Annotated in this window: 25 protein-coding genes and 1 riboswitch; of the genes, 10 read left to right on the top strand and 15 right to left on the bottom strand. The window is 54.4% G+C overall.

Translation table 11 applies throughout. From position 1 onward, the window contains the following. Nucleotide 1 precedes the first annotated feature (1 nt). The 4 genes from ftsP to NG42_RS10075 all read right to left on the bottom strand — a co-directional run bounded on the left by ftsP (nucleotide 2) and on the right by NG42_RS10075 (nucleotide 5,712). Nucleotides 2-1,420 (bottom strand): cell division protein FtsP, encoded by a 1,419-nt coding sequence (ftsP, locus tag NG42_RS10090; RefSeq protein WP_052899176.1) that lies wholly within the window; start codon nucleotides 1,418-1,420, stop codon nucleotides 2-4. A 128-nt stretch (nucleotides 1,421-1,548) separates the two neighbouring features. Beyond that, nucleotides 1,549-2,286: a 1-acylglycerol-3-phosphate O-acyltransferase gene (locus NG42_RS10085; RefSeq protein ID WP_052899175.1), complete on the bottom strand. Its 738-nt coding sequence runs from the start codon at nucleotides 2,284-2,286 to the stop codon at nucleotides 1,549-1,551. 178 nt (nucleotides 2,287-2,464) lie between these two features. Next, complete coding sequence (gene parC / locus NG42_RS10080; protein WP_052899174.1) at nucleotides 2,465-4,738, bottom strand: DNA topoisomerase IV subunit A; 2,274 nt, start codon at nucleotides 4,736-4,738, stop codon at nucleotides 2,465-2,467. A gap of 209 nt (nucleotides 4,739-4,947) precedes the next feature. Further along, nucleotides 4,948-5,712, bottom strand: a complete 765-nt coding sequence (locus NG42_RS10075; RefSeq protein ID WP_052899173.1) for a transporter substrate-binding domain-containing protein — start codon at nucleotides 5,710-5,712, stop codon at nucleotides 4,948-4,950. Nucleotides 5,713-5,868: 156 nt separating this feature from the next. Between NG42_RS10075 and NG42_RS10070 the strand changes: the two genes are divergently transcribed. Together NG42_RS10070 and NG42_RS10065 are read left to right on the top strand one after the other, a co-directional pair. Then, nucleotides 5,869-6,450 (top strand): NAD(P)H-dependent oxidoreductase, encoded by a 582-nt coding sequence (locus tag NG42_RS10070; protein WP_052899172.1) that lies wholly within the window; start codon nucleotides 5,869-5,871, stop codon nucleotides 6,448-6,450. 32 nt (nucleotides 6,451-6,482) lie between these two features. Beyond that, entirely contained in the window at nucleotides 6,483-6,791 is a 309-nt protein-coding gene (locus NG42_RS10065) for a putative quinol monooxygenase (protein ID WP_052899171.1), read from the top strand. Between the two features lie 31 nt (nucleotides 6,792-6,822). Here the strand turns inward: NG42_RS10065 and NG42_RS10060 are convergent, their stop codons facing one another. Genes NG42_RS10060 through nudF form a run of 6 tightly spaced genes read right to left on the bottom strand, consistent with a single transcriptional unit; the run spans nucleotide 6,823 to nucleotide 12,239 of the window. Further along, complete coding sequence (locus NG42_RS10060) at nucleotides 6,823-7,722, bottom strand: LysR family transcriptional regulator (protein WP_052899170.1); 900 nt, start codon at nucleotides 7,720-7,722, stop codon at nucleotides 6,823-6,825. 53 nt (nucleotides 7,723-7,775) lie between these two features. Continuing rightward, the gene (gene parE / locus NG42_RS10055) at nucleotides 7,776-9,671 is read right to left on the bottom strand and encodes a DNA topoisomerase IV subunit B (RefSeq protein WP_052899169.1); all 1,896 of its coding nucleotides are present in this window, start codon (nucleotides 9,669-9,671) and stop codon (nucleotides 7,776-7,778) included. A 54-nt stretch (nucleotides 9,672-9,725) separates the two neighbouring features. After that, entirely contained in the window at nucleotides 9,726-10,307 is a 582-nt protein-coding gene (yqiA, locus tag NG42_RS10050; RefSeq protein WP_052899168.1) for an esterase YqiA, read from the bottom strand. A 3-nt stretch (nucleotides 10,308-10,310) separates the two neighbouring features. Continuing rightward, complete coding sequence (gene cpdA / locus NG42_RS10045) at nucleotides 10,311-11,138, bottom strand: 3',5'-cyclic-AMP phosphodiesterase (protein WP_052899167.1); 828 nt, start codon at nucleotides 11,136-11,138, stop codon at nucleotides 10,311-10,313. Nucleotides 11,139-11,181: 43 nt separating this feature from the next. Continuing rightward, entirely contained in the window at nucleotides 11,182-11,607 is a 426-nt protein-coding gene (locus NG42_RS10040) for a DUF1249 family protein (protein WP_052899166.1), read from the bottom strand. After that, nucleotides 11,604-12,239: an ADP-ribose diphosphatase gene (gene nudF, locus NG42_RS10035; protein ID WP_052899165.1), complete on the bottom strand. Its 636-nt coding sequence runs from the start codon at nucleotides 12,237-12,239 to the stop codon at nucleotides 11,604-11,606. Before nudF ends, NG42_RS10040 begins: the two co-directional genes overlap by 4 nt. 32 nt (nucleotides 12,240-12,271) lie before the next feature. Here nudF and NG42_RS23125 point away from each other — a divergent pair, with 32 nt between their 5' ends. The 4 genes from NG42_RS23125 (at nucleotide 12,272) to NG42_RS10015 (ending at nucleotide 15,919) form a co-directional block, all read left to right on the top strand. Next, nucleotides 12,272-12,457 (top strand): hypothetical protein, encoded by a 186-nt coding sequence (locus NG42_RS23125; protein WP_052899164.1) that lies wholly within the window; start codon nucleotides 12,272-12,274, stop codon nucleotides 12,455-12,457. Further along, nucleotides 12,454-13,941, top strand: a complete 1,488-nt coding sequence (gene tolC, locus NG42_RS10025; protein ID WP_052899163.1) for an outer membrane channel protein TolC — start codon at nucleotides 12,454-12,456, stop codon at nucleotides 13,939-13,941. Before NG42_RS23125 ends, tolC begins: the two co-directional genes overlap by 4 nt. 146 nt (nucleotides 13,942-14,087) lie before the next feature. After that, nucleotides 14,088-14,750 (top strand): DUF1190 family protein, encoded by a 663-nt coding sequence (locus tag NG42_RS10020; protein WP_052899162.1) that lies wholly within the window; start codon nucleotides 14,088-14,090, stop codon nucleotides 14,748-14,750. An 8-nt stretch (nucleotides 14,751-14,758) separates the two neighbouring features. Next, on the top strand, nucleotides 14,759-15,919 hold the full coding sequence (locus tag NG42_RS10015; protein ID WP_052899161.1) for a glutathionylspermidine synthase family protein: 1,161 nt from the start codon (nucleotides 14,759-14,761) through the stop codon (nucleotides 15,917-15,919). A gap of 64 nt (nucleotides 15,920-15,983) precedes the next feature. On the opposite strand, the gene ygiD is transcribed toward NG42_RS10015, so the two are convergent. Then, nucleotides 15,984-16,769, bottom strand: coding sequence for a 4,5-DOPA-extradiol-dioxygenase (gene ygiD / locus NG42_RS10010; protein WP_052899160.1), 786 nt, complete (start codon nucleotides 16,767-16,769; stop codon nucleotides 15,984-15,986). A 152-nt stretch (nucleotides 16,770-16,921) separates the two neighbouring features. On the opposite strand from ygiD, the gene zupT reads away from it, so the two are divergent. Further along, on the top strand, nucleotides 16,922-17,689 hold the full coding sequence (zupT, locus tag NG42_RS10005; protein WP_052899159.1) for a zinc transporter ZupT: 768 nt from the start codon (nucleotides 16,922-16,924) through the stop codon (nucleotides 17,687-17,689). A 74-nt stretch (nucleotides 17,690-17,763) separates the two neighbouring features. On the opposite strand, the gene ribB is transcribed toward zupT, so the two are convergent. Continuing rightward, the gene (gene ribB / locus NG42_RS10000) at nucleotides 17,764-18,402 is read right to left on the bottom strand and encodes a 3,4-dihydroxy-2-butanone-4-phosphate synthase (protein ID WP_052899158.1); all 639 of its coding nucleotides are present in this window, start codon (nucleotides 18,400-18,402) and stop codon (nucleotides 17,764-17,766) included. Nucleotides 18,403-18,509: 107 nt separating this feature from the next. After that, nucleotides 18,510-18,660: riboswitch (FMN riboswitch) on the bottom strand. A gap of 179 nt (nucleotides 18,661-18,839) precedes the next feature. On the opposite strand from ribB, the gene ubiK reads away from it, so the two are divergent. Next, the gene (ubiK, locus tag NG42_RS09995) at nucleotides 18,840-19,127 is read left to right on the top strand and encodes a ubiquinone biosynthesis accessory factor UbiK (protein ID WP_052899157.1); all 288 of its coding nucleotides are present in this window, start codon (nucleotides 18,840-18,842) and stop codon (nucleotides 19,125-19,127) included. Between the two features lie 40 nt (nucleotides 19,128-19,167). Here ubiK and hldE read toward each other — a convergent pair whose 3' ends face one another. From hldE to NG42_RS09980, 3 genes are all read right to left on the bottom strand, one after another. After that, a complete protein-coding gene (gene hldE / locus NG42_RS09990; protein ID WP_052899156.1) occupies nucleotides 19,168-20,598 on the bottom strand; it encodes a bifunctional D-glycero-beta-D-manno-heptose-7-phosphate kinase/D-glycero-beta-D-manno-heptose 1-phosphate adenylyltransferase HldE in 1,431 nt (476 codons plus the stop codon). Between the two features lie 85 nt (nucleotides 20,599-20,683). Beyond that, nucleotides 20,684-23,530 (bottom strand): bifunctional [glutamate--ammonia ligase]-adenylyl-L-tyrosine phosphorylase/[glutamate--ammonia-ligase] adenylyltransferase, encoded by a 2,847-nt coding sequence (gene glnE / locus NG42_RS09985; protein WP_052899155.1) that lies wholly within the window; start codon nucleotides 23,528-23,530, stop codon nucleotides 20,684-20,686. 62 nt (nucleotides 23,531-23,592) lie between these two features. Further along, nucleotides 23,593-24,915: a CYTH domain-containing protein gene (locus NG42_RS09980; RefSeq protein ID WP_052899154.1), complete on the bottom strand. Its 1,323-nt coding sequence runs from the start codon at nucleotides 24,913-24,915 to the stop codon at nucleotides 23,593-23,595. Nucleotides 24,916-25,134: 219 nt separating this feature from the next. Here NG42_RS09980 and NG42_RS09975 point away from each other — a divergent pair, with 219 nt between their 5' ends. Continuing rightward, the gene (locus tag NG42_RS09975) at nucleotides 25,135-25,755 is read left to right on the top strand and encodes a TIGR04211 family SH3 domain-containing protein (RefSeq protein ID WP_052899153.1); all 621 of its coding nucleotides are present in this window, start codon (nucleotides 25,135-25,137) and stop codon (nucleotides 25,753-25,755) included. A gap of 151 nt (nucleotides 25,756-25,906) precedes the next feature. Then, the coding region (locus NG42_RS09970) for a multifunctional CCA addition/repair protein (RefSeq protein ID WP_052899152.1) at nucleotides 25,907-26,992 on the top strand (1,086 nt) is incomplete at its 3' end.

The following is a 26,992-nucleotide window of genomic DNA, read 5'->3' as shown; positions in this document are numbered from 1 at the left end:
GTTACATTACCGGCTGCACCAGCAGTTGCCCGGCCGAGCCGCGATCGGCCATCTCCAGCATCTGGCTGTGATAGACAAACGGGAAGTGTTGCGAGGACGGCTGAGTAAACAGCACCAGCAGCTCCACATCGCCATCCACCCATACGGTATCTTTCCAGCCGCGATCTTCACCCATCGGTTGCGCACCGTTCACGCTTTTTATCAGGAACATCACGCCTTCGATATGGAAGGCTTGCGGCGTATCCGAATGGATAATCCAGCGCTCGTAACTGCCCTGCTGCGCCTGCGTATCGATACGCGTCATATCCCACAGCGACCCATTAATCCCCGGTAGAGTATCACCAAGACGGAACTCGCGGGTGCGACTCGGCAGACCATCAATAATCTGGTCGGCCACCAGACGCATCGGTAAGTTATCGGTGACCAACGGCAACAGCCCGGTAGGACGCAGGTTCAGTACCACCGTGGAGGTTAAAATGCTGGAAGGCTCGAAAAAGCCGCGCAGGCGGTCCATCACCCCTGCCGCCACGCCAGCAGTAATCGAGACATCTTTGCCCTGCGACATATCAACCAGCACTTCACGCCGCTCACCGGGTGCCAGTGACAGCTGTTGAACCGCTACCGGCGCAGGCAAAAAGCCCTGATCGCTGGAAATCACATTAAATGGACGGTTATCACTCATCGCCAGCTGGTAGCGGCGTGAGTTGGACGCATTCAGCAGCCGCAGTCGCACCCAGCCGCGCGACACCTCGACATAAGGATTTTGCACCCCGTTAACCACCAGTGTATCGCCCACAAAGCCACCGCTGGACGGCGGATCATATTGCGGTGCGCCGAAGTTATCCAGACGCTTATCCTGAATAATCACCGGAAAATCATCGACGCCATAATGATTTGGAATCGGTAACGACTTGCTGATGTCATCTTCCACCAGCCACATGCCCGCCAGTCCGTTATAGACGTGAGGTGCCATGCGGTTAGGCGTATTGGCGTGATACCAGCAGGTGGCGGCCGCCTGACGAATCGGTACTACCGGTGACCAGTCGACACCCGGCGACATCATACGCGGCGCTCCCCCCATCAAGGCGCCCGGCACTTGCAAGCCGCTGACCGTCATCGACACCGGCTCATTAAGGCGGTTGCTGTAGATCAGTTTGACGTCATCGCCACTCCAGACACGCACCGTCGGCCCCAGATAGCCGCCATTAATGCCCCATACCGGCACTCTGTTTTTATCGCCGCTAAACGACCAATGGCTGCGTTGCAGCGTCAGAAACAGCGGCTGACCACGACGAGATTCCAGCAACGGCGGAACCGGTAATGCGGTTCCGGTTCCTGCGGCGTGAGCACTAAAAGGCAGTGCGCTCCCACACAGGGCGAGGCCCGATGCCTGAATAAATTGACGTCGACTGAAGGACATAAAAACTCCGTACCCGTGAGCGCGGCTAAAGGGGACTGGCCGCTTTCCATTTTATTATGATGTGAGAGAGTGCTGCGTTACTGCTTATATTACGCGGAGCGGCATAGCTGCCGCCCCGATATTATTGATTAAACCCGGTTACTGGCTTCACGTTCCGCCACTTCCGCATCCAGCTGCTCAAGCTTAGCAGCCATCAGCTCACGGCAATGCGTTGCCAGCTTGCGCACCGACTGCCCTTCGAACTGCTTCACATCCACCGGCGGCAGCATTTCGACAATCACTAAACCGTTTTTCCAGCGGTTCAGTTTAATTTTGTTGTGCGTGGTCGACACCACAATCGGAATGATCGGCACGCCAGCGGTAACCGCGGCGTGAAACGCACCGGTTTTAAACGGCAGTAAACCGCGACCACGGCTGCGGGTGCCTTCCGGGAACATCCAGAAAGAGATTCTTTTCTTCTGAAATTGTTCGATCATTTCACCAATAGTGCCATGTGCTTTTGCGCGGTTATCACGATCGATCAGCAGGTTACCGGTAAGCCAGTAGAGCTGACCAAAAAACGGAATCCACAGCAGACTTTTTTTACCGATAGTGACGGTGGTCGGCTGCACAATGTTTGCGGCGGTGATCATATCGTAATTATTCTGATGGTTAGCAATATAAATGGCATTGCCATAATTTGCCGCTTCAGCAGGTTTACGCTGTTCGACTTTAACACCAAACACCCGCGAAAGACGCCCAAACAGATGACCAAAGGTCGCAACATGACGGGGATTTCGCGGCGAAAACAGACAATAAATACAGCCAAAAACACAAACCAGAATAGAATAAATGACGACAAAAATAACCCGTAAAATTAACAGCATCACAACCTCGTTATTGCTTCCGAGCTAAGCATCTCGGTGCCAAATGCCCCCTCCCCCATAAGATGGGGGAGGATTAGGGAGGGAAACGCTTCGTCTTCGCGGTAGCGTCGACAGCGCCTCCATCCTAACCTTCCGCCTTAAACGGCGGAAGGGGCGCTATGGTGAAAATGTTTGATCGTTACTCTTCGCTATCGGCCGCTGGCGGACGCGCCGGGGCATCAACATCCACACGATCGATGCGTTGTAAGCCGCGCGGCAACAGCGTGCCGCGACGGCCACGTTCAGCACGGAATTTCTGTAACTCTTCAGCGCGCAGCGTCAGTTTGCGTTTGCCAACGTGCAGGGTAATAGCACTCTGTGGCGCTAACAGCAGCAACCACGCCAGTTTATCTTCGCCCGATGCAGCCTGCGCCGACGGAATCGAGATAATCTTATTGCCCTTACCTTTCGACAGCTGTGGCAGATCGCCAACCGGGAACAGCAACATGCGGCCCGCAGCGGTAATCGCCAGCAGCATATCGTCGTTGCTGTGAATCGCCATCGGCGTCATCACTTTGGCATTTTCTGGCAGCGACAGCAGCGCCTTACCGGCACGGTTACGTGAAACCAGATCGCTAAAGGTGCAGACAAAGCCATAACCGGCATCGGACGCCATCAACAGTTTCTGCTCGTCGGCCTCCATCAGCACCTGCTCAACCACCGCGCCTGGCGGTGGCGTCAGCTTGCCGGTCAGCGGCTCGCCCTGACCACGTGCCGACGGCAGCGTGGTGGGGTCGAGCGCATAGCTGCGTCCGGTGGAGTCGATAAACACCACTGGCTGATTACTCTTGCCGCGTGCGGCGGCACGATAGCTGTCGCCCGCTTTATAGCTCAGACCTGACGGGTCGATATCATGGCCTTTGGCGCTGCGCACCCAGCCAGACTGCGACAGCACAATCGTCACTGGTTCAGACGGCACCAGCTCATGTTCACTGATCGCTTTAGCTTCTTCGCGCTCGCGCAGCGGAGAACGGCGGTCATCACCGTAGGCATCGCTGTCAGCCTGCAACTCTTTCTTCAGCAGGGTATTCATTTTGCGCTCAGACGCCAGGATCGACTGCAAGTGATCGCGCTCTTTCGCCAGTTCGTCCTGCTCACCGCGAATTTTCATCTCTTCCAGTTTGGCGAGATGACGCAGTTTTAATTCGAGAATCGCTTCTGCCTGCGTTTCGCTGATGCCAAAGCGCGACATCAGTGCCGGTTTTGGCTCATCCTCCGTACGGATGATCTCAATCACTTCATCGATATTCAGAAACGCAATCAGCAAACCCTCAAGGATATGCAGGCGTTTCAGCACTTTTTCGAGACGGTAATTCAGACGACGGCGCACCGTGTCACGACGGAAGACCAGCCACTCGCTGATAATCTCCAGCAGGTTTTTCACCGCCGGACGGTTATCGAGGCCAATCATATTCAGGTTAACGCGATAGCTTTTTTCCAGATCGGTGGTGGCAAACAGGTGATTCATCACCTGATCCATATCCACCCGATTGGAGCGTGGCACAATCACCAGACGCGTCGGGTTTTCGTGATCCGATTCATCGCGCAGATCTTCTACCATCGGCAGCTTTTTATTGCGCATCTGTGCAGCGATCTGCTCCAGTACGCGCGCACCGGAAACCTGGTGTGGCAGCGCGGTGATCACCACATCGCCCTCTTCTTTTTTCCACACCGCACGCATACGCACTGAACCACGGCCATTTTGATAGATCTTCCGGATCTCATCGCGCGGCGTAATGATCTCGGCTTCGGTCGGGTAATCCGGCCCCTGCACGATATCCAGCAGTTCATCGAGGGTGGTTTTCGGGCTGTCAATCAGGGTGATGGCAGCTTTTGCGACTTCACGCAGGTTGTGCGGCGGGATATCCGTCGCCATGCCCACCGCAATCCCGGTGGTGCCGTTCAGCAGAATATTCGGCAGACGCGCAGGCAGCATTTTCGGCTCCTGCATGGTGCCGTCAAAGTTCGGCACATAATCCACCGTACCCTGACCCAGCTCACCCAGCAGCACTTCGGCATATTTCGACAGGCGCGATTCGGTATAACGCATCGCCGCAAAGGATTTTGGATCATCCGGCGCACCCCAGTTTCCCTGCCCATCTACCAGCGGATAGCGATAGGAGAACGGCTGCGCCATCAACACCATCGCTTCGTAGCAGGCGCTGTCGCCATGCGGATGGTATTTACCCAGTACGTCACCGACGGTACGGGCAGATTTTTTAAATTTGGCGCTGGCGTTCAGCCCCAGTTCCGACATGGCATAGACAATGCGGCGCTGAACCGGCTTCAGGCCATCGCCAATATACGGCAGCGCCCTGTCCATGATGACGTACATGGAGTAGTTGAGGTACGCATTCTCTGTAAACGTATGCAGGGCAAGACGCTCTGCACCATCCTGCGTCAAATCACTCATTGATCTCTTTTCCTCACATCGTGGCGCAATTATTACTGACTTCGACACGCCACACAGCGGTCTGTTTGGCGAGGATAGTACCTTATCTGGTGATGTTCTGTCACAGAGAAGCGCGAGCCAGAGGCACAATAGTCAGCAGGCTTGCCAAACGCCGCCGTTACTCACCCCATCTGATATTGGGCGGCATTATTGCCGCCCAGGGACAATGATCACTCTGTCGCTAACCACTGGCCGACAATCTGCTGATACTCGCCGGTAGCGGTACTGAGATGCAGCCACTGGTCGACGTACAGCTTCCAGCTGATATCATCGCGCGGCAACATATAGGCTTTCTCGCCATACTGCATCGGCTTATCCGCATTGACCGCGCACAACTGCGGGTAACGTTTCTGCTGATACAGCGCTTCTGACGCATCGGTTATCATCACATCCGCTTTGTTATCCACCAGCTGCTGGAAAATGGTGACGTTATCGTGGAACAGCGTCAGGTTCGCTTGCGGTAAGTGGCTGTGAACAAAGGCTTCATTGGTGCCGCCTGCGGGTTCAACCAGCCGCACTTGTGGCTGATTAAGCTGCTCTATGGTCTGGTATTTAGCTTTATCGGCACAGCGCACCAGCGGAATTTTACCGTCAGTACCCAGCGGATTGGCAAACCAGGCGGTCTGCTGGCGTTTTAGCGTGACCGAAACGCCACCCAGCGCGATATCACACTGCTTCGCCAGAAAGTCCGGCATCAGCATTTTCCAGCTGGTTGGCACCCAGTTAACCTTTGCACCAAGGCTTTTCGCCAGTGATTCGGCCATCGAAATATCAATCCCTTCGTAACCGCCATCGCTGCGCAGAAAGGTATAGGGTTTGTAATCACCGGTGGTACAGACGTTCAGCGTTTTGCTCTGCATCACGCGATCCAGATGCGACTGCGCGCTGGCGCTGCCTGCCACCATCATTAATGCTACCGCCCATAGTTTATTCATTGCTGTCATTCCATTTTTATTATCAGGGCTAAGACATTACTCCAGCCGTGGCGATTATTGCTGCTGAAGCAAAAGTGTTGTGATCAACAGCACATTTTTCTCTGAAGCACGCGCGCGTACACTGGCGCCAATTTCATGAACCGGAGACGAGAAAACATGAGCAAAATTTTTATTATTGATGCCGGCAAACAGTTTGCCCATTCCAAAGGCGAGCTGAACCATACCCTGACCGAAGTGGCTGCCAGCTTCCTGCGTGATAACGGCCACGACGTTGAAGTGACCATGGTCGATGATGGCTATGACGTGGCGACAGAAATCGAGAAATACCTCGCAGCCGACACGGTGATCTACCAGATGCCAGGCTGGTGGATGGGCGAACCCTGGATTCTGAAAAAGTATATTGATGAAGTGTTCACCGAAGGCCACGGCAAACTGTACGCCAGCGATGGTCGCACCCGCTCTGATGCGGCGAAAAAATACGGTTCCGGCGGCCTGATTCAGGGCAAAACCTATATGCTGTCGCTAACCTGGAACGCACCACTGGAAGCCTTTACCGACCCTGAGCAGTTCTTTGAAGGTGTTGGCGTTGATGGCCTGTATCTGCACTTCCACAAAGCCAATCAGTTCCTCGGCATGGAAGGCTTACCGACCTTTATCTGTAACGATGTGATTAAACAGCCGGATATTCCACGTGATATTGAGCGCTATCGTGAGCACCTCGGCAAAATCTTTGCTTAACTTAACACTCCTGAATAAATGAAGGATTAAGCATGCTGACCGTGATTGCTGAAATTTGTGTCAAACCGGGCCGTCGCAATGATGTTTTGGCGGCAATTGAGCGTTTAACGCCAACGGTATTAGAGGAAGAAGGCTGTGGCAGCTATCAGCCGCTGCTCGACCTGAAAGCCCAGGTACCGTGGAAACAGCATTCACCGGATTCTATTTTTATGCTGGAACACTGGGATTCGCTGCGCCATCTGGAGCAGCATCAGCAAATGCCGCATATGGAAGCCCATCGCGCCAACATCAAAGATGATGTGGTTGATGTGAAGATTTTTGTGCTGGAAGCGGCGAAGTAATTTGCTGTGGGCGGAGCCTGGCTCCGCCCTGCTACAACAGCGGTTTCGTGGCAATCTGCTCGCTCAGGAAATCGAGGAAGCAGGTAATGCGCGTCGACAACGTGGTATTCCGGTAATAAACCGCATGGATCGGATGATGCATCTCGCGCGTCAGCTCTTCCAGTACCGGCACCAGCCGGCCATTTTCACGATCCTGCCGACTGAGAAAATCAGACATCCGCGCAATGCCCTCGCCATATACCGCCAGCTGACGAATGGTTTCACCGCTTGAGGCCGACACATCCGGCTTGATGTGTAACAGTTCCCCTTCGCTGCCCCACAGCGGCCAGAGATTATGCTTATCCGGCTGGGTAAAACCGATCAGCCGGTGATTAGCCAGATCGGCGACGCTTTCAGGTTTACCGTACTTTTCCAGATACGCCGGGCTGGCCAGCAGGCGCAACTTACTGCTGCCTAACGCGCGGGCATGGATGGTGGAATCGCGCAGCTCGCCAATACGAATGGCGATATCAGTCTGCTGCTCAAGCAGATCGATTACCACGTCATCGGTGTTCAGTTCCAGCTGGATCAATGGATAGCGCGCGCTAAATTCGGCCACCAGCGGCACAATCACCTGCAGCATAAACGGCGTGGCGGCATTAATGCGCAACCGCCCGGAAGGGATTTCGCGCCGCTGAGCAATTTGCTCTTCGGCCGTTTCAACCGAAGACAAAATTTGCCGCGCATACTCAAGAAAAATCTGCCCTTCTTCGGTTAATGCCAGCCGACGCGTAGTGCGGTGCAATAACGTAGTTTGTAGCTTATTCTCCAGCCGACTCAGCGCACGGCTGATACCCGAACTGGTTTGATTCAGTTGCTCAGCCGCGGCGGTAATCGAACCGGTGTCGATCACCACAACCCAGGCGCGCAGTTCTTCAAGGGTGATTTTCACAGACCCTCCTGCAGACCGGAAATAATAAGGGCGACCTGTTGGTCGCCCCGGATTCAGACTTCGATTTCGGCGGTGTCGCCTTTTTCCTGCAACCAGTTGCGACGATCTTCCGAACGCTTCTTGGCCAGCAGCATATCCATCACCGCTAAGGTCTGCGCGATATTCTCATCGTCGATGGTCAGCTGCACCAGACGACGGGTGTTCGGATCGAGCGTGGTTTCACGCAGCTGTAATGGGTTCATCTCACCTAACCCTTTAAAGCGCTGTACGCCAGGCTTGCCTTTCTTGCGCTTCAGCTGCTCAAGAATACCGGCCTTTTCCTCTTCATCAAGGGCGTAATAGACCTCTTTTCCGAGGTCGATACGGTACAGCGGCGGCATCGCCACATACACGTGTCCGCCTTTCACCAGCGAGCGGAAGTGACGGACAAACAGCGCACACAACAGGGTGGCAATATGCAGGCCGTCGGAGTCGGCATCCGCGAGGATGCAAACTTTACCGTAACGCAGCTGGGTCAGATCTTCGCTGTCCGGATCGATACCGATCGCCACGGAGATATCATGCACTTCCTGCGAAGCCAGTACCTCATCGGAAGAGACTTCCCAGGTATTCAGGATCTTACCTTTCAGCGGCATGATCGCCTGATATTCACGGTCACGCGCCTGCTTGGCGGAACCGCCTGCGGAATCCCCTTCCACCAGGAACAGTTCAGTACGACTGAGATCCTGCGCGGTACAATCCGCCAGTTTACCAGGCAGTGCCGGGCCACTGGTCAGCTTTTTACGCACCACTTTTTTCGCTGCACGCATACGACGCTGGGCGCTGGAGATTGCCAGTTCCGCCAGTTGTTCAGCAATCTGAATATTCTGGTTCAGCCACAGGCTGAAAGCATCTTTGACCACACCGGAAACAAAAGCGGCGCACTGACGTGATGAGAGACGCTCTTTAGTCTGGCCGGCAAACTGCGGGTCCTGCATTTTGACCGACAGCACATAAGCGCAGCGATCCCAGATATCTTCCGCCGACAGCTTCACGCCGCGCGGCAAAATATTGCGGAATTCGCAAAACTCACGCATCGCATCCAGCAACCCCTGACGCAGGCCGTTAACATGGGTGCCGCCCTGCATGGTCGGGATCAGGTTGACGTAACTTTCGGTCAACAGCTCGCCACCTTCCGGCAGCCACAGCAGCGCCCAGTCAACCGCCTCAACATCACCGGAAAACGAACCGATAAACGGTTTTTCCGGCAGCGTGATCAAGCCGTTAACCGCCTCGGCGAGATAATCATTCAGACCATCTTCATAGAGCCAGCGCTGCTCAGTGTTGTTAACCTTATCTTTAAAGACGATTTCCACGCCCGGGCAGAGTACCGCTTTGGCTTTCAGCACATGCGACAGGCGCGAAACGGAGAAACGTGGGCTGTCGAAGAAAGAGCCATCCGGCCAGAAGTGCACGCGGGTACCGGTATTACGTTTACCCACGCTGCCGGTTACCGTCAGATCCTGCACTTTATCGCCATTTTCAAAGGCCATTTCGTACACTTCGCCATTACGGCGCACCGTGACTTCCACCCGCTTTGACAGGGCGTTGACCACCGAAATCCCCACGCCGTGCAGGCCGCCGGAGAACTGATAGTTCTTATTGGAGAATTTACCACCGGCATGCAGACGGCAAAGAATCAGCTCGATCGCCGGCACGCCCTCTTCCGGGTGGATATCCACCGGCATACCACGACCGTCATCGATCACTTCCAGCGACTGATCGGCGTGCAGAATCACTTCGACACGTTTAGCATGGCCCGCTAACGCTTCATCGACGCTGTTATCTATGACTTCCTGGCCCAGATGGTTTGGGCGTGAGGTGTCGGTGTACATTCCCGGACGTCGGCGAACGGGTTCGAGGCCGCTGAGTACCTCAATGGAGTCAGCGTTGTAGCTGGATTGAGTCATCGTATAAATCTGATTGGTGGCTTAAAAACGGTTAGCTATGTTCCCACAATCGCTTCAGGCGTGATTCAGGCCAATAAAGTCGAGAATCTGCGGGAAATGGCGTTCGAATCCGATAAAGGCATGATTTCCGCCCTCCTCTACCGTCTGGCGGCAGGCGCTGTAGTAGTCCAGAGCCTGACGGTAGTCGAGCACTTCATCACCCGTTTGTTGCAGTAGCCAGATAAGATCGGGCGACTCCAGCGGGTCAATCTGCATGACTTTCAGATCGTGAATGTGGCAAGACTCTAACACATAATGTTGGCCGGTGTATGGGTTCTCGTTGTGACCCAGATAGTCGGCCAACAGCTCAAAAGGCCGTACTGCGGGGTTTACCACCACCGCTGGCAACATAAAGCATTGCGATAACCAGGTCGCGTAATACCCCCCTAAAGAGGAACCGACGACGCCCAGCGGTTCACCGGCACGCTCCATCACCAGACTTTCCAGCAGTGTGGCGGCATGATCGGGAAAAGCGGGTAACTGAGGTACCAGCATCTCAATCTCCGGCGCATGCTCAGCCAGCCAGCGCTGGAATTGCGTCGCCTTCGCCGATTGCGGCGAGCTGTTAAATCCATGCAGATAGAGTAACGTCGCCATAGCTTAGTACCCTTCTGAGTCGAGATCGGGGCTAAAATCCTGCGTTTGCAGGCGCTCTACCTGAGTGGCTACCCGACCATCGGCAAACAGATCTAACCAGCGCCAGCCCGGCGCGACGGAATCGATAGTGAAATTGGTGCAGTGTGGTTTGAACTGGACGCAGGTCGATGGCGTCGCAAGAATACGTCGCCCGTTCCAGTCGAGATCCAGTTCCTGATGGATATGGCCACAGAGCAGCGTTTTAGCCAGTGGATAATGCTGCAGCACCGCATCCAGCGCGTGAGGATTGCGTAAACTGTGTTGATCAAGCCAGTTACAACCCGAAGGCAGCGGATGGTGATGCAATAATACCAGCGTATGTCGCTGCGGCTGCTGCGCCAGCGTGTTCTCCAGCCACTCAACCTGATAGTCGCTCAGCATACCGTGCGGCACGCCAAATACCTGACTGTCGAGCAGCACCACCTGCCAGCTTTCGCCCAGCAACACATGCTTGGCATCGGCGATATCCGCTTCGGCGAGGGTGTTAAACATCGCCGGCTGAAAATCATGATTACCCGGTAACCAGACGCAAGGAACCGGCAGACGAGCAATACCCTCAGCGAAATGCTGATAGGCCTCGACCGTATGATCCTGAGCCAGATCGCCTGTCGCGACGATCAAATCGTAATGACGCCCTTCCGCCTCGATGGCGTCCAGCACCGCGTCATAACTTGCCCAGGTATTCACACCCAGCAGCGTTTCATTTTTACCTGCGAAAAGGTGGGTATCCGTTATTTGTAAAATCCTGATGTTGTCCCCACTCGACACAGGAAGTTTTAACAGGCTATCCAAAGAGTATCCTTAGTCTCCACGCCATTATCGTCTTATCGCACGGTTAACAGGCTGGTACAGCCATCGCGCCATGCGCTAAACAGTAGCGCAACCAGTCAGCAAGGAACTGGTTAATCTGATGCTTTTCGTCACGTTGATGCAATTTTTTGTTCGGATAATCATAGCGTGCTTTGAAGCGATAGATCTGCTGCGTCGAACACACTTCCGCAACCATAGCATCATGATAAAGTCTGACAGACATTGATGGCAGGCTCCAGTAACTCACTGCCGGAGCGGTTTGTTTAATTTCCACCAGCGTGGTGTAGCGGGTCGATTCCTGAATGGTGATGCTGTAACTGGCGCTGTTAACCTGATAAGTCACCGTTTCACCCGCCTCATCAATGCGGGGCAGCAAGCGACGCAGCTGGGCGAAATTGGTTTCGCACAGACGCATCATTTCCGGGAAATCAGGGGTATAGCGCTTAATCATTTGGCATTCCACTCTTCGCGTAGTTTCTTATGGTGCAACTCCAGCCATTGCAGTGCGATGACAGAGGCTGCGTTGTCAATTTTCCCCTCTTCCACCCACTGATAAGCCTGTTGACGGCTTACCACATGGACGAGAATATCCTCATTCTCTTCCTCCAGACCGTGGCATCCCTCTGCCACGCTAGCATCCACTTCGCCGACCATTACCGATGAGCGCTCGCTGGTGCCACCCGGACTGGCAAGATAGCTAATAATCGGTTTCACCCGACCTACGGTTAATCCGGCCTCTTCAATCGCTTCACGCCGCGCCACATCTTCGACACTTTCACCTGGCTCAATCATACCGGCGACCATTTCCATCAGCCACGGCGTTGGACTGGTATCAAATGCGGCGATGCGGATCTGTTCAATCAATACCACTTCATCGCGTATCGGATCATAGGGTAACAGTACCGCAGCGTGACCACGCTCAAAAATTTCGCGCACCACCTCACCGCTAAGTTCGCCATTAAACAGGCGGTGGCGAAAGCGATAGCGCTGGATGGAAAAAAAACCACGATAAAGCGAGTCACGTGCAATAATTTCTACATCGTTTTTTGTGAAAGTCATAGGGTATTTTTTTTCGCTGCCCATCGTTACGCCTCCTTAGCAAGCTGGGGACAAAATTGAGCATCTCAAATCTCAATCTCGGAGAAGTATGGTTCTTTCTGAAAGATTTACGTAAATTAAGGAAAGATGGCACGTTCAGCCAACTTATCCTGGCGGCAGATTCTGCTAGAATCGGCGATTATTTTTTGGCTTATGTCAGCGCTACCATAGCAATATTGCTGCACAACAAGGAATGCAAATGAAGAAACTGCTCCCATTACTTATTGGCCTGGGCCTGGCGGGCTTCAGCGTCGCAAGTCAGGCAGAGAACCTGCTGCAAGTCTATCAGCAGGCGCGAACCACTAACCCTGACCTTCGTAGTTCTGCTGCCGACCGTGATGCTGCATTCGAAAAAATTAATGAAGCCCGCAGCCCGTTATTACCCCAACTCGGTCTGGGCGCAGATTATACCTATAACAACGGTTATCGCGACAGCAGTGGCCTGCACTCCAACACCACCAGCGGCACATTACAACTGACGCAAACGCTGTTTGATATGTCAAAATGGCGCGCACTGACGCTGCAAGAGAAGTCTGCCGGCATTCAGGATGTCACTTATCAGACCGCGCAGCAGACGCTGATGCTGAACAGCGCCACCGCCTATTTTAATGTATTACGCGCCATTGACTCGCTTTCCTATATCGAAGCGCAGAAACAATCGATCTACCGTCAGTTAGACCAGACCACTCAACGTTTTAATGTTGGCTTAGTGGCAATTACTGATGTGCAGAATGCGCGCGCGCAGTATGACAGCGTGCTGGCAAATGAAGTGTCCGCACGTAACGCGCTGGACAATGCGGTTGAAACGCTGCGTCAGGTGACCGGCAACTACTATCCGTCACTGGCTTCACTGAATATCGACCGTTTCCAGACTGACAAGCCGCAGCCGGTTAACGCGCTGCTGAAAGAAGCGGAAAGCCGTAACCTGAGCCTGTTATCTGCACGCCTGTCACAAGATCTGGCGCGTGAGCAGATTCGCTCAGCAGAAACCGGTCATATGCCAACGCTTGATCTGACTGCCTCTACCGGCATGTCGAACAGTAAATACGGCGGCAGCCGCGCGAACCAGTCTTCCGGTTCAACCGACAGCATTACCGGCAGCAACCAGGTTGGCCTGAGCTTTACGCTTCCGCTGTACAGCGGCGGCGCGGTGACTTCTCAGGTGAAACAGGCGCAATACGCTTATGTTAGCGCCAGTGAGCAGCTGGAAAGCGCACATCGCACCACGGTACAAACCGTTCGCTCCTCGTTTAACAACGTGAATGCTTCAATCAGCAGCATCAATGCCTACAAACAGGCCGTGGTTTCTGCGCAAAGCTCACTGGATGCGATGGAAGCCGGTTATCAGGTGGGTACCCGCACCATCGTTGATGTGCTGGATGCGACCACCACGCTGTACAATGCCAAGCAGCAGCTTTCTGATGCCCGTTATGACTATATGATTAACGAACTGAACATCAAATCTGCCCTCGGCACGCTGAATGAGCAGGATCTGACGGCGCTGAACAACCGTTTAGGCAAAGATGTTTCCACTGCGCCTGACGCGGTTGCGCCAGAAAATCCGCAGCAAGATGCTGCCGCAGAAAACAGCACTAATCTGGCTCAGGCTCCGGTACAAACGCAGGCCACTCCTGCCGCTGCACCGCGTGCATCTGCCAGCACTGGCCGTAACCCGTTCAGCCAGTAACGCGTCGCGGGGGCAGTAATCACTGTCCCCTTCACAATCAAACGTATAGCTAAGTAAAGATCCGCGCTCCACCTGGCCTCGCCGCTTCAAATTTCACCACTCTTCCCCTATTCTATGCACTACCTTTGGGCACAGGACAGATTGCCATGAAACGGACTAAACAAATTAATCATGCCTCCTTCCGTAAGAGCTGGAGCGCACGTCATTTAACGCCAGTTGCGCTGGCCGTTACTGCTGTATTTATGCTGGCTGGCTGCGAAAAGTCAGATGAAACCGTCTCCATGTTCCAGAATGCGGATGATTGTGCAAAAGCCAATCCAGGCCAGAGTGCACAATGCACCACCGCTTATAATAACGCTCTGAAAGAAGCCGAAAAAACCGCACCAAAATATGCCACCCGTGAAGACTGTGTTGCTGAGTTTGGTGAAAGCCAGTGCCAGAAAACGCCTGCACAGGCCGGTGTTGGCACCACTAACAATGCTGAAGCTCAGCAAAGTGGCAGCTTCTGGATGCCGCTGATGGCGGGCTATATGATGGGTCGTATGATGAGCGGTGGCGCATCACAACCGCTGTTTACCTCACGCGCGCCAAACAGCCCGGCTAACGGTAAGTTTGTTGATGCCACCGGCCGTAACTATGGTAATGCCACTTCAGGCCGCACCATGACTGTACCGAAAACCGCACTGGCACCAAAACCGGCGACCACCAGCACCGTAACACGCGGCGGCTTTGGTGAGAGCGTGGCGAAGCAAAACAGCATGCAGCGTAGCAGCGCCACTTCTGGCTCCAGCCGTTCTTACGGAGGCTAATCAGCCCGATGAAGCGCATTGCAATTACCGAACGACCGAACTGGCAAGAGAAAGCCAGCGAATATGGCTTTCGTTTTCACACCATGCACGGCGAACCGTACTGGTGTGAAGAGGCTTATTACCAGTTCACACTGCCGCAGATTGATTATCTGGAAGACACCACCCGCGAACTGCACCAGATGTGCTTGCAGGTGGTCGAGAAAGTGGTCAACAGCGACGCGCTGATGACCAAATTCCGCATCCCTAAACACACCTGGGACTTTGTCCGTCAGTCGTGGAAAACTTCACAGCCGTCACTCTATTCGCGTCTCGACCTGGCATGGGATGGCAAGGGCGATGCCAGGCTGCTGGAGAATAACGCCGATACGCCGACCTCATTATATGAAGCGGCATTTTTCCAGTGGATCTGGCTGGAAGATCAACTGAACGCGGGCCAGTTGCCTGCCGGAAGTGACCAGTTTAACAGTCTGCAAGAAAAGCTGATTGAACGCTTTGCCGCGCTGCATCAACAGCATGGATTCAGCTGGCTGCATTTTGCCTGCTGCCGGGATACGGATGAAGATCGTGGCACGGTGCAATACCTGCAAGACTGCGCGACCGAAGCCGGTTTACCCACCGAATTTCTCTATATTGATGAGATTGGTCTCGGAGAAAAAGGCCAGTTTACCGATGTTCACGATCAGGTCATTGGTAATCTGTTTAAGCTCTACCCGTGGGAGTTTATGCTGCGCGAAATGTTCTCAACCAAACTGGAAGATGCTGGCGTGCGCTGGCTGGAACCGGCGTGGAAGAGCATTATTTCTAATAAAGCGCTGCTGCCGTTGCTGTGGGAAATGTTCCCGAATCACCCGAATTTGCTGCCTGCATACTTTGCCGAAGATGATTTCCCGCCGATGGACAAATATGTGGTGAAGCCGCTGTTCTCCCGCGAAGGCGCAAATATCCGCATTGTGGAAAACGGTGAGGAAATTGCCCGCGTTGACGGGCCATACGGCGAAGAAGGCATGATTGTTCAGCAATTCCATGAACTGCCTAAATTCGGCGACAGCTATACCTTGATCGGCAGCTGGCTGATTGACGATCAACCTGCCGGCATTGGCCTGCGTGAAGATCGCGCGCTGATCACGCAGGATCTTTCACGCTTTTATCCGCACGCATTTATCGAATAATTATTACGGTTAGCCCCCGCAAGCCATCAGGACGGGAGCCGAAAACGGCTCCCCTACAGTTAGATTAACCTACCTGCACCGACAGCATACTCAATGACGCCATCTCAATCCCGTCAACCGGGATCGAAATCGCTTCATCTGGCGCTCTGGCTCCTAATACGTACAACAGCGGCAAATAGTGCTCCGGCGTCGGGTTGGATAAGGCCGCACCTTCGTGGCTCATAAAATTCACCAGCGGATGTTCCACATCCGGCCCCTGCCAGTTCAGATTATCGCGCACATACTGGTTAAACGACTCAGCCCACGGATAGGGATCTGCTTCGCCCTGCCAGCGCGCCATGCGCAGGTTGTGCACCACGTTACCGCTGGCAACAATCATAATTCCCTGCTCGCGCAGTGCCGCCAGCTTGCGTCCCAGTTCGAAATGATACGCCGGTGGTTTGGTGCCATCGACGCTCAGCTGCACCACCGGAATATCTGCATCCGGGTACATTTTGATCAACACGCCCCAGGAGCCGTGGTCAAAGCCCCACTGCTGATCGAGCTGCACCTCAACCGGCGACAGCGCATCTGCAATCTGCTGCGCCAGCGCTGGCGAGCCAGCGGCACGGTAGTGCGTATCAAACAGCGCCTGCGGAAAGTTACCAAAATCATGGATGGTACGTGGCTGCTCCATCGCGGTTACCGCCGTACCGCGCGTATACCAGTGAGCGGAAACCGCAATGATCGCCTTAGGTCGCGGCAGGGTTTCACCCAGCTTGCGCCAGCTTGCGGTATAGATATTTTCTTCCAGTACGTTCATTGGGCTGCCGTGACCCAGGAAAAGAGCCGGCATACGTGTTTGACTCATTATTCATCCCCGGAAAGAGTGGTAAGGTTAATGACTGTTACCTTACGCCGTTTAATCACCGGAAGAACTCGGATAACGGTGATGAAGATGGTCAATAAATTTGAATAGCCGCTGGCTGATAATCTACAGTGAAATAATTAACGGAGAGTGAGATGTCAGTCCCTTTGCTTTTGACGATCCTCGCGGGCGCTGCCACTTTTATCGGTGCCTTATTGGGGGTTATCGGACAGAAACCTTCAAATCGTCTGTTGGCGTTCGCCCTCGGCTTTGCCGCTGGCATTATGTTACTGATCTCCTTGATGGAAATGCTGCCTGCTGCACTGCATGCGCCAGGAATGCCGCCGATGCTGGGTTACGGCATGTTTATGCTCGGCCTGCTGGGGTATTTTGCACTGGATCGCATGGTGCCGCATCAGCATCCGCAGGATATGGCGAGCCACAGCAATCCGCCGCAAAATCTGCGTCGCACCGCGATTTTACTGACGCTTGGTATCAGTTTGCACAACTTTCCTGAAGGAATTGCCACTTTTGTTACCGCCAGCAGCGATCTGGAGCTGGGTCTCGGTATCGCGTTAGCGGTGGCTATCCATAATATTCCTGAAGGGCTGGCGGTAGCCGGACCGATGTATGCTGCGACTGGTTCAAAAAGCAAAGCACTCTTCTGGGCCTGTGTTTCCGGTATGGCGGAAATTCTCGGCGGCCTGCTGGCATATTTGCTGCTTGGCCCGATGGTATCACCGGTGATCATGGCAGCAGTGATGGCCGCGGTGGCGGGTATTATGGTGGCGCTGTCGGTAGATGAACTGATGCCGCTGGCGAAAGAGATCGACCCGCACAATAACCCGAGCTATGGCGTGCTTTGTGGTATGACGGTAATGGGATTCAGTCTGGCATTATTGCAAAGCGCGGGCGCGGGTTAACGTTGCGCGGACATTGCGGAATCATGTACGGGAGCCGTTTTCGACTCCCGTGCCGCATTGCTGCCGCCAGTAGATTAACGGCTTTGGCGGTAGGCGATTAAATCTTCAATCGTCACAACCGGCATATCGTGTTGTTTAGCAAACACAATAGCTTCCGGCGCGTGCGCCATTGAACCGTCATCGTTAGTCAATTCGCACAGTACTCCGGCAGGTTTAAATCCTGCCAGCGTCACCAGGTCAATGGTGGCTTCAGTGTGGCCGCCACGCGACAGTACGCCGCCCTGATGCGCACGCAACGGGAACACGTGTCCCGGACGATTCAGATCAGAAGGTTTAGCGTTATCGGCAATGGCAGTTTTGATAGTGGTCAGGCGATCGGATGCCGACACCCCGGTGGTCACGCCTTCGGCCGCTTCGATAGTCACGGTAAAGCCGGTGCCAAAGGAGCTGGTGTTATTTTCCACCATCATCGGTAATTCGAGCTGCTGACGGCGTTCTTCGGTAAGGCACAGGCAAACAATGCCGCTGCCGTGGCGAATGGTCAGTGCCATTTGTTCAACCGTCATGGTCTCTGCGGCGAAGATCATATCACCTTCGTTTTCACGATTTTCATCGTCCAGTACCATTACGCCGCGACCTTCACGCAGCGCTGCGATTGCACGTTCTACACGCTGTTCCGGCGTGCCAAATTCAGAAAGTAGCGTCTGATTCATGGTAAATAAACCTTATTAAGTGTATGGGTTACCAGAATCAGGGCGATCTTGAGGAGTGTCATGCAGTGACAAAAAATAACGCGCGCCGGGTACAGCCCGACAAATATCGTTACTCTCTCCCATCCGGACTCTGACCGTCGGCTCCGGAATTACACCGGATCTGCTGACCTTCGGCCTGGCGGCCAGAAGCGCTCGCGGGCTTTCAGCGTCAGCTGATTTACCGCCGGTGGGGAATTTCGCCCCGCCCTGAGAATAAGCGAACTCACTATAGCGCCAATAAAAAAACAGAGCAACGAACAAAAACAGCAAATTGTTATGCGCAACAGGTCTTAAATACACCTGCGGCCTGAAGTATCACGGCGATGCAGTTTTAAGGTTTATCCTTTTGCCTTCTGGCATTACACTTATCAGATACTTGTTGCGACCAGGAAACCGCCATGATTGACCCGAAAAAAATTGAACAACTTGCTCGTCAGGTTCATGAATCCATGCCTAAGGGCATTCGTGAATTTGGCGACGACGTTGAGAAGAAAATCCGTCAGGTATTGCAGGCACAGCTGACGCGCATGGATCTGGTAAATCGCGAAGAGTTTGATGTCCAGACGCAGGTATTGTTGCGCACGCGTGAAAAGCTGGCCGTGCTGGAGCAGCGTCTTGCCACGCTGGAAAGCCGCGCAACCGACACTGCGCCAAAAGCAGTGATTAAGACTGAAGATCCGCAGTAATCGGTCAAAACAGCGGGACAGACGTCCCGCTGTTTACGCATCAGCTTTTTGCTGAGCGAATACTTTTGATGATATTGCTGGTAGAGATGCCGTCTTCAAAGTTCAGCACGCGCACGTCGCCGCCGTTTGCCCACACCTCTTTGCTGCCGGCAATATCCTCTGGCTTATAATCTCCGCCTTTGACCAGCAGATCCGGCAATACGTCCGCGATTAAACGCTGTGGCGTGTCCTCTTCAAACGCCACCACCCAGTCAACCGCTTCCAGCGCACCCAGCACAATCATGCGATTAATCAGCGGATTAACCGGACGACTTTCGCCTTTCAGACGTTTCGTTGAGGCATCACTGTTTACCGCCACAATCAGACGATCGCCCAGCTTGCGCGCGTTAGCCAGATAAGAGACGTGACCAGCATGCAGAATGTCGAAACAACCGTTGGTCATCACCACTTTCTCACCGCGTTGGCGCGCCTGCTCAACCGCATGTTTCAGCTGGGTTTCATTCATCACGCCAAAACCGGTTTCCGGACGCGCATGAATGGCATTTTCCAGTTCAACCGTGCTGACGGTTGAGGTTCCCAGCTTGCCAACCACCACGCCTGCCGCCGCATTCGCCATAAAACAGGCTTCTTCCAGCGAATCACCGGCCGCCAGCGTGGCCGCCAGTACGCCAATTACCGTATCGCCTGCGCCGGTCACATCAAACACTTCCTGCGCCTGCGTTGGCAGATGCAGCGGCGCTTTACCCGGTTGCAGCAGCGTCATGCCGTTTTCAGAACGCGTTACCAGCAGCGCCGACAGCGCAAAGTCAGCAATCAGTTTCATGCCGCGCTCAACAATCTGCTCTTCGCTGTGGCATTTACCGACCACCGCTTCAAACTCGGAGAAGTTAGGCGTTAACAGTGTCGCACCGCGATAGCGGGCAAAATCCGTGCCTTTTGGATCGACCAGCACCGGCACCCCGGCGTCGCGCGCCAGTTTGATCATCGCTTGAACACTGGCCAGTGCGCCTTTGGCGTAATCAGAGAGTACCAGTGCGCCGATATCAGGCAGTGCCGCAGAGATGCGATCGTGGATCGGCTGCGGATCGACACCTTCAAATCCTTCCTCGAAATCGAGGCGGATAAGTTGTTGATTGCGGGAAAGAATACGTAACTTGGTGATCGTTGGATGGGTTGGCACCGCCACAAAATCACACTGTACGTTAACGCTACCCAGAGTCGCGCTCAGCGCCTGTGCCGCATCATCAATGCCGGTTAAACCAACCAGCCGCGATTCGGCACCCAGTGAAGCAATATTCATTGCCACGTTAGCCGCGCCGCCCGGGCGATCTTCGACATTATCCACTTTGACTACCGGCACCGGTGCTTCCGGTGAGATACGGCTGGTTGGGCCATACCAGTAGCGATCCAACATCACATCACCAACCACCAGCACGCCTGCGCGGTTAAAATCGGGCAGTGTTACTTTCATTCCTGACACTCCAGACTGCAGAAAAATATTGCGCGGGATAATAGCATAATTGCTAAAAACTCTGTCTATCCCGGCGGGATAGCAATCAGGCTTCCAGCCAGCGTTTCCAGCTGGCAGTAACGCCTTCTCGCGCCTCAATAAAGCACTCGTCATCAACATGACCCGGCAGCTCCTGCAATGCCAGATGATGCAGCTCATCACGCAAAGTGACATAGGCATTGGTCAGTGCTTTAGCTTCGCTTTCATCCATCCGGTCGTAATTTGCCATTAACTCGAGGATGCGCACGTTATCTGACCAGCGCGTCAGCTTCGGTTCTTGCGAAGCGTAGCGTAAGACAAGATATTGTGTAATGAATTCAATATCCGTGATGCCACCCGCATCCGCTTTGATATCCCAGCGCCCTTTATGTTTGCTGCCAAGATGCGCACGCATTTTTTCCCGCATCTCGCGCACTTCGGTTTTCAGCTGGTCGCCATCGCGCGGCTGGCAGAGAATACCGCGACGAATATCATCAAAACGACGGCTGAGTTCCGCTTCACCATAGACGATACGCGCCCGCACCAGCGCCTGATGCTCCCAGGTCCAGGCTTCATTGCGCTGATAATCATCGAAAGCGTCAAAGGTGCTGACCAGCATCCCGGCAGCACCGGAAGGCCGCAGACGGGCATCCACTTCATACAGAATGCCCGATGACGTGCGGGTGCTAAACAGATGCATAATGCGTTGCGCCAGCCGCAGATAGAACTGGCGTCCGTCGATACTGCGCTCGCCGTCGGTTACAGAATCATTCGGGCAGTCGTGCAAAAACACCAGATCGAGATCGGAACTGTAGCCCAGCTCCCAGCCGCCCAGCTTGCCGTAGCCGACCACCGCAAAGCCGCGTTCGCCTTCGTGGCTTAAATGTGACGGCTGGCCATAGCGCTGCACCATCCTATTCCACGCCTGCTGCACCACCGATTCGATAATTGCTTCTGCCAGCCAGGTTAAATGGTCGCTGACTTTCATCACCGGCAGCGTTTCAGCGATATCCGCCGCGGCAATACGCAGATGCTGCGCCTGTTTAAACTGGCGCAGTGCTTCCAGCTGCTGCTCTTCGTCATCCTCCGGAATACGCAACAGATACTGACGCAGCTCGTCGCGATAGGCATCGGTAGCGGTCGGCTGGTAGAGCGTGGCCGGATCTAACAGCTCATCAAGCAGTAATGGATGGCGCGACAGCTGGCTGGCCAGCATCGGTGACGCGGCGCACAGCCGGATAAGATGACGCAATGCGCCATGAAATTCGGTCAGCAGCTCAAGATAGGTACTGCGCGTGACCACGCCGAGCAGCAGCGGCGTTAAGCGGCTGAGAGTAATCGCCGCGTCATCACGCGGGCAGACCTCACTCAGCAAACGCGGCATCAGCTGATCCAACGCCTGACGACCGCGTGGGCCGATAGTGCGCTTATCCACATCCTGGCGGAAATCGGTAATTTCCCGCAGCAGGCTATGGCGGCCAATATCATCAAGATGCGGCACCAGGGGGGCCAAATCGATCTCTTCCAGCTTGTCCTGCCACAGCACGCCGTAATCAGCCCCCTGCTGGTGCTCATCGATTTCCGGCGCGTCATCGCCAATCAGCTCGTCGAAAATCGCCCGCACCGCCGCCATATGCGCATCCAGCGCGATGTGCAGCCCAGCCCAGTCGACAAAGCCCATCGCCCAGGCCAGCCGCGTGCGGTTAAGCTCATCGCCGGGTAACGTCTGGGTCTGTTCATCATTGATGCTCTGCAACAGATTTTCCAGTCGGCGCAAAAACAGATAGCTGTGATGCAGTTGCTCAATCTGCGATGCGGGCAGCAAATTTAACGCGCCAATCGACTGTAGCGTCGGCAACAGTGAACGCAGTTGCAGCGAACGCTCACGTCCGCCGCGAATCAGCTGAAACACCTGCACGATAAACTCGGTTTCACGAATCCCGCCGGCACCGAGCTTAATATTGTCCGTCAGACCACGACGACGCACTTCACGCGCAATCATCCCTTTCATATTGCGCAGTGACTGAATCACACTGAAATCGATATAGCGGCGGAAGACGAATGGCCGCAGCATCTGGCGTAATTCCTGACTCCAGCGGTCATCTTTGTCGCCCATCAGTCGCGCTTTGACCATGGCGTAGCGTTCCCAGTCGCGCCCCTGCTCCTGGTAGTAATCCTCCAGCGCGGCAAAACTCAGCACCAGCGGCCCGCTGTCGCCAAACGGGCGCAGGCGCATATCGACGCGATACACAAAGCCATCCACCGTCGGCTGATCGAGTACTTTAATCAGCCGTTGCCCCAGCCGCGTGAAGAACTGCGCATTATCCAGCTCGCGGCGGCCACCGTGCGTGACGCCGTTTTCCGGGTAAGAGAAAATCAGATCGATATCCGAAGAGAAATTCAGTTCGCCACCGCCGAGTTTGCCCATGCCGAGAATCAGCAACGGCTGCGCTTCGCCTTCGGCATTACACGGCGTTCCCCAATCCTTGCAGCAAGCCTGATACAGCCAGTCGCGCGCGGTGACAATTAAGGTTTCCGCCAGCACGCTCAGCTGTTGCAGGGATTGTTCCGTGTTGCTGTACGCCAGCGTCTGCATCCAGGCGATACGCACCAGCATATGACGACGAAACAGACGCAGCTCGCGCATCAACGCATTCTCATCGGCCACCGCCTCCAGCTGGCTGTCCAGCCACTGCTGATAGTGCTGCCATTCATCAGGTTGTGGTGCCACCTGCTGCATTTGCTGCCACCAGTGAGGGTGCTGGGCCACGTTTTCACTGATGAAATCGCTGAACGCCAGCACCGCCTGCTGCTGTGCGCTGAACTCACTTAACGGCAGATCCCACCGCTCGGCCACTCTTGCAGCTTGCTCCAGCAATAGCGGCGGCAACGGTTGTGATAACGATGGCAACATAAACACTCCCTGATGACGATAGCAAATAACGGGAATAATCCCCCGTGCTGTTTACATAATAATTAGTTTTCCGGGCGCTCTTTAGGGCTGCCGTTCATCCAGAATGCTGGCTGCTTCACTGCCTGACGGCAATGCGCATCCAGCCAGCTCTCTTGCTGGTGACGAATCGCATGCAGCAGTTGCGTCCAGCTACCGGTCCAGGCTTCGACAGCGGCACTGTCGTAAGCACCGGCTAACAAATGCACCGCTAACAGCTGGCGCTCCAGTCGCGGCGCTTTATCCTGATACTCACCGTTGTGATGGATGTTATCGAAGCTCTCTTTCATCTCAGCAGCGAGACGACCCAGCATAATATCGGCGAACCGCTTAAACGAACCCTGCAATTTGGCATCGGCTTTTGCATCAATAAACTTGCGCCAGTGCTCCGTGGCCAGCCAGTTAGTTAGTGCTAACTGGGTATCCAGCCATAACGGGCTGAAACAGAAGCTTTGTGCTTCAAGACGCTTCACATTCAGCGCCTCTTCCAGCGCGGTAAGATTTTGACGCAGTTCACTGCTCGCCTTACGCGGTACCAGCACACCAAACAGCGAAAATGCCTGACGCAGCGTTTCCAGCGCTTCCTGTACCGAAGCCTGCGCGGCGGCGCTGCCCCGCAGCCACAACTCTTCGTGGTATTGCCACTGGCTTAGCCCCAGCATAAATGCTGCACGCATCCCCTCTTCCACCGTCGCTTTGCGCTTAACCTGCATTACCGGCAGCGGACGCAGCGCCAGCTGAGGTTTACCCTGCGCCAGCGCATAGCCACGCGCCGCTTTACTCAGGCTGCCAAGGCGAAGTCCGCCCATTTTTCCCAGCTCGGCAGCAAACGCCAGCAGATCAGCGCGCTCGCCGCTTTTCAGCTCCAGCTCCACTTCATACAGTGGCTCGCTAAGTTCCCCTGCCGCCACTTCACCGCGGTCAAACGCCACTTCAATCTCACTGCCTTTATAGCTCACCAGCCACTTCTCACGCTGGAAATGGGTGCTGAACAGCGCCTTAAGCTGCTGTTGCAGCGCTGCCAGATCGCAGCCAGCAGGCCAGATTTCTGCGGGTAACAGATGAATATCAAGTTCAGGCTGTTGCAGGTCGATGTTATATTCCGGGCGCTGATGCAGTCCGCCGATGGTTTGACCGGCGGTTTTTAACGTCATTTCATAGTGCTCACCGAAACCACGAATGCGCAGCCCCATATCCCAGCGCCGCAACTGATTATCTGCGGTCTCAAAATAGATATTGGTCAGCGCCACCGCAGGGATGTGCTGATGCGGCCATGCAGCGAGTTGTGCGGCAAGTTTTGTTGCCGCTTCCGGCAACACAATGAACTTTAATTCGATTTCGATGGTCATATTTTCTTATTCAGATACTCACTGGCACAGGCAGTTGAGATTAGGCAAAGTTTAAGAGTGAAGAGTAATGCAGAAAAACCGCTGCTGTCTCGGCTTTCTTGCACTTTCGCCCGCGCACCGGCATCACTTTGAGACCAGGATAGTTCTCATTCAGATTTATGCGGAGCCTCTCCAGACTGTGCCTTTACTTTCCCGGACTTTATGCAAAAACGACATCTAATGAAGAAATCACACTTAATTGGCCTGACTTTGCTGACTTTCAGCGTAACCCTTTCCGCCCATGCTGAAGAAAAACGCTATATTTCCGACGAATTATCCACCTGGGTACGTAGCGGCCCCAGCGACGACTACCGCCTGATTGGTACGGTGAATGCCGGTGATGAAGTGACCCTGCTGCAAACCAATGATAACAGCAAATATGGGCAGATTCGTGATGCCAACGGACGCACCACCTGGATTCCACTGGCACAGCTGAGCGAGCAGCCAAGCCTGCGTACCCGCGTGCCGGAGTTAGAAAAGCAGGTAAAAGATTTGACTGACAAGCTGACCAATATTGATGGCAGCTGGAATCAGCGTACCGCCGATATGCAGAAGAAAGTCGCCGGTAGCGACAGCGTGATTAACGGGCTGAAAGATGAAAATCAGAAGCTAAAGAATGAGTTAGTGGTTGCGCAGAAAAAAGTTAACGCCGCGAATGTGCAGCTTGATGATAAGCAGCGCACCATCATTATGCAGTGGTTTATGTATGGCGGTGGCGTAGCCGGTGTTGGCCTGCTGTTAGGTCTGCTGCTGCCACATATGATTCCGCGCCGTAAGAAAAGCGACCGCTGGATGAACTGATTTCCGGGCGCATCCGGATCCTGTTTTGTACGGGCGGCGTTTTCGTCGTCCGTTTTTTCCTGCCCGCAATTTACCCTCGTTTGTGCGACAATTACCCTGTTTGACTTTTAATACCCCGAATTTAGCCACGAATGTGCTCTGGAGATCAGTAGTGAAAACTTACCTTGTCGGTGGTGCTGTACGCGATGGTCTGCTTAAGCTGCCGGTCAAAGATAAAGATTGGGTAGTGGTCGGTGCCACACCGCAAGCCATGCTCGAACAGGGCTATCAACAGGTTGGCCGTGACTTCCCGGTATTCCTCCATCCCAAAAGCCGTGAAGAGTATGCGCTGGCGCGTACTGAACGAAAGTCTGGCCAGGGCTACACCGGCTTCGTCACCGATTTCGCTGCGGAGGTCACGCTTGAGCAGGATTTAATGCGCCGCGATCTGACGATTAACGCCATTGCCCGCGATGAGCACGGCGAGTTTATCGATCCTTACGGTGGCCGTGACGATCTGGAAAAGCGCCTGCTACGCCATGTCTCCGCCGCGTTTAATGAAGATCCACTGCGGGTATTACGCGTGGCGCGCTTTGCCGCCCGGTTTGCTCACCTCGGTTTTCGTATCGCCGATGACACCCGGCAGCTGATGCGGCAGATGGCCGCCAGTGGCGAGCTGGCACATTTAACCGCTGAGCGAGTGTGGAAAGAGACGGAGAGTGCGCTGCAATCAGCGAATCCACAGGTCTATTTTCAGGTGCTGCGCGACTGTGAAGCACTGGCGGTGTTGTTCCCGGAAATCGACAATCTGTACGGCGTCCCGGCTCCGGCCAAATGGCATCCGGAAATTGATACCGGCATTCATACTCTGATGACGCTGGCGATTGCAGCGCAGCTCAGCCCGGAAACTGACGTGCGCTTCGCCACGCTGTGTCACGATTTTGGTAAGGCATTGACGCCGCCGGAGAAATGGCCGAGCCATCACGGCCACGGCCTGGCCGGTGTGCCGCTGGTGGAAGGCCTTTGTCAGCGGCTGCGCGTGCCGAATCATATCCGTGATCTGTCGATACTGGTTGCCGAGGTTCATGATCTGGTGCATACCATCGAGAAGCATCCGCCCGAAATCTTAATTCAGCTGTTTGATCGTATTGATGCCTGGCGAAAACCACAGCGCGTCGGGCAGATTGCCTTAACCAGTGAAGCCGATGCCCGCGGGCGTACCGGTTTTGAAAGCAATCCCTATCCGCAGGGCGATTTC

The sequence above is a fragment of the Winslowiella iniecta genome (genome assembly GCF_001267535.1).
GTDB classification, from domain to species: Bacteria; Pseudomonadota; Gammaproteobacteria; order Enterobacterales; family Enterobacteriaceae; genus Erwinia; species Erwinia iniecta.
The sequence above is the reverse complement of the archived record's forward strand: the minus strand, read 5'-3'. Positions and strand labels throughout refer to the sequence as shown.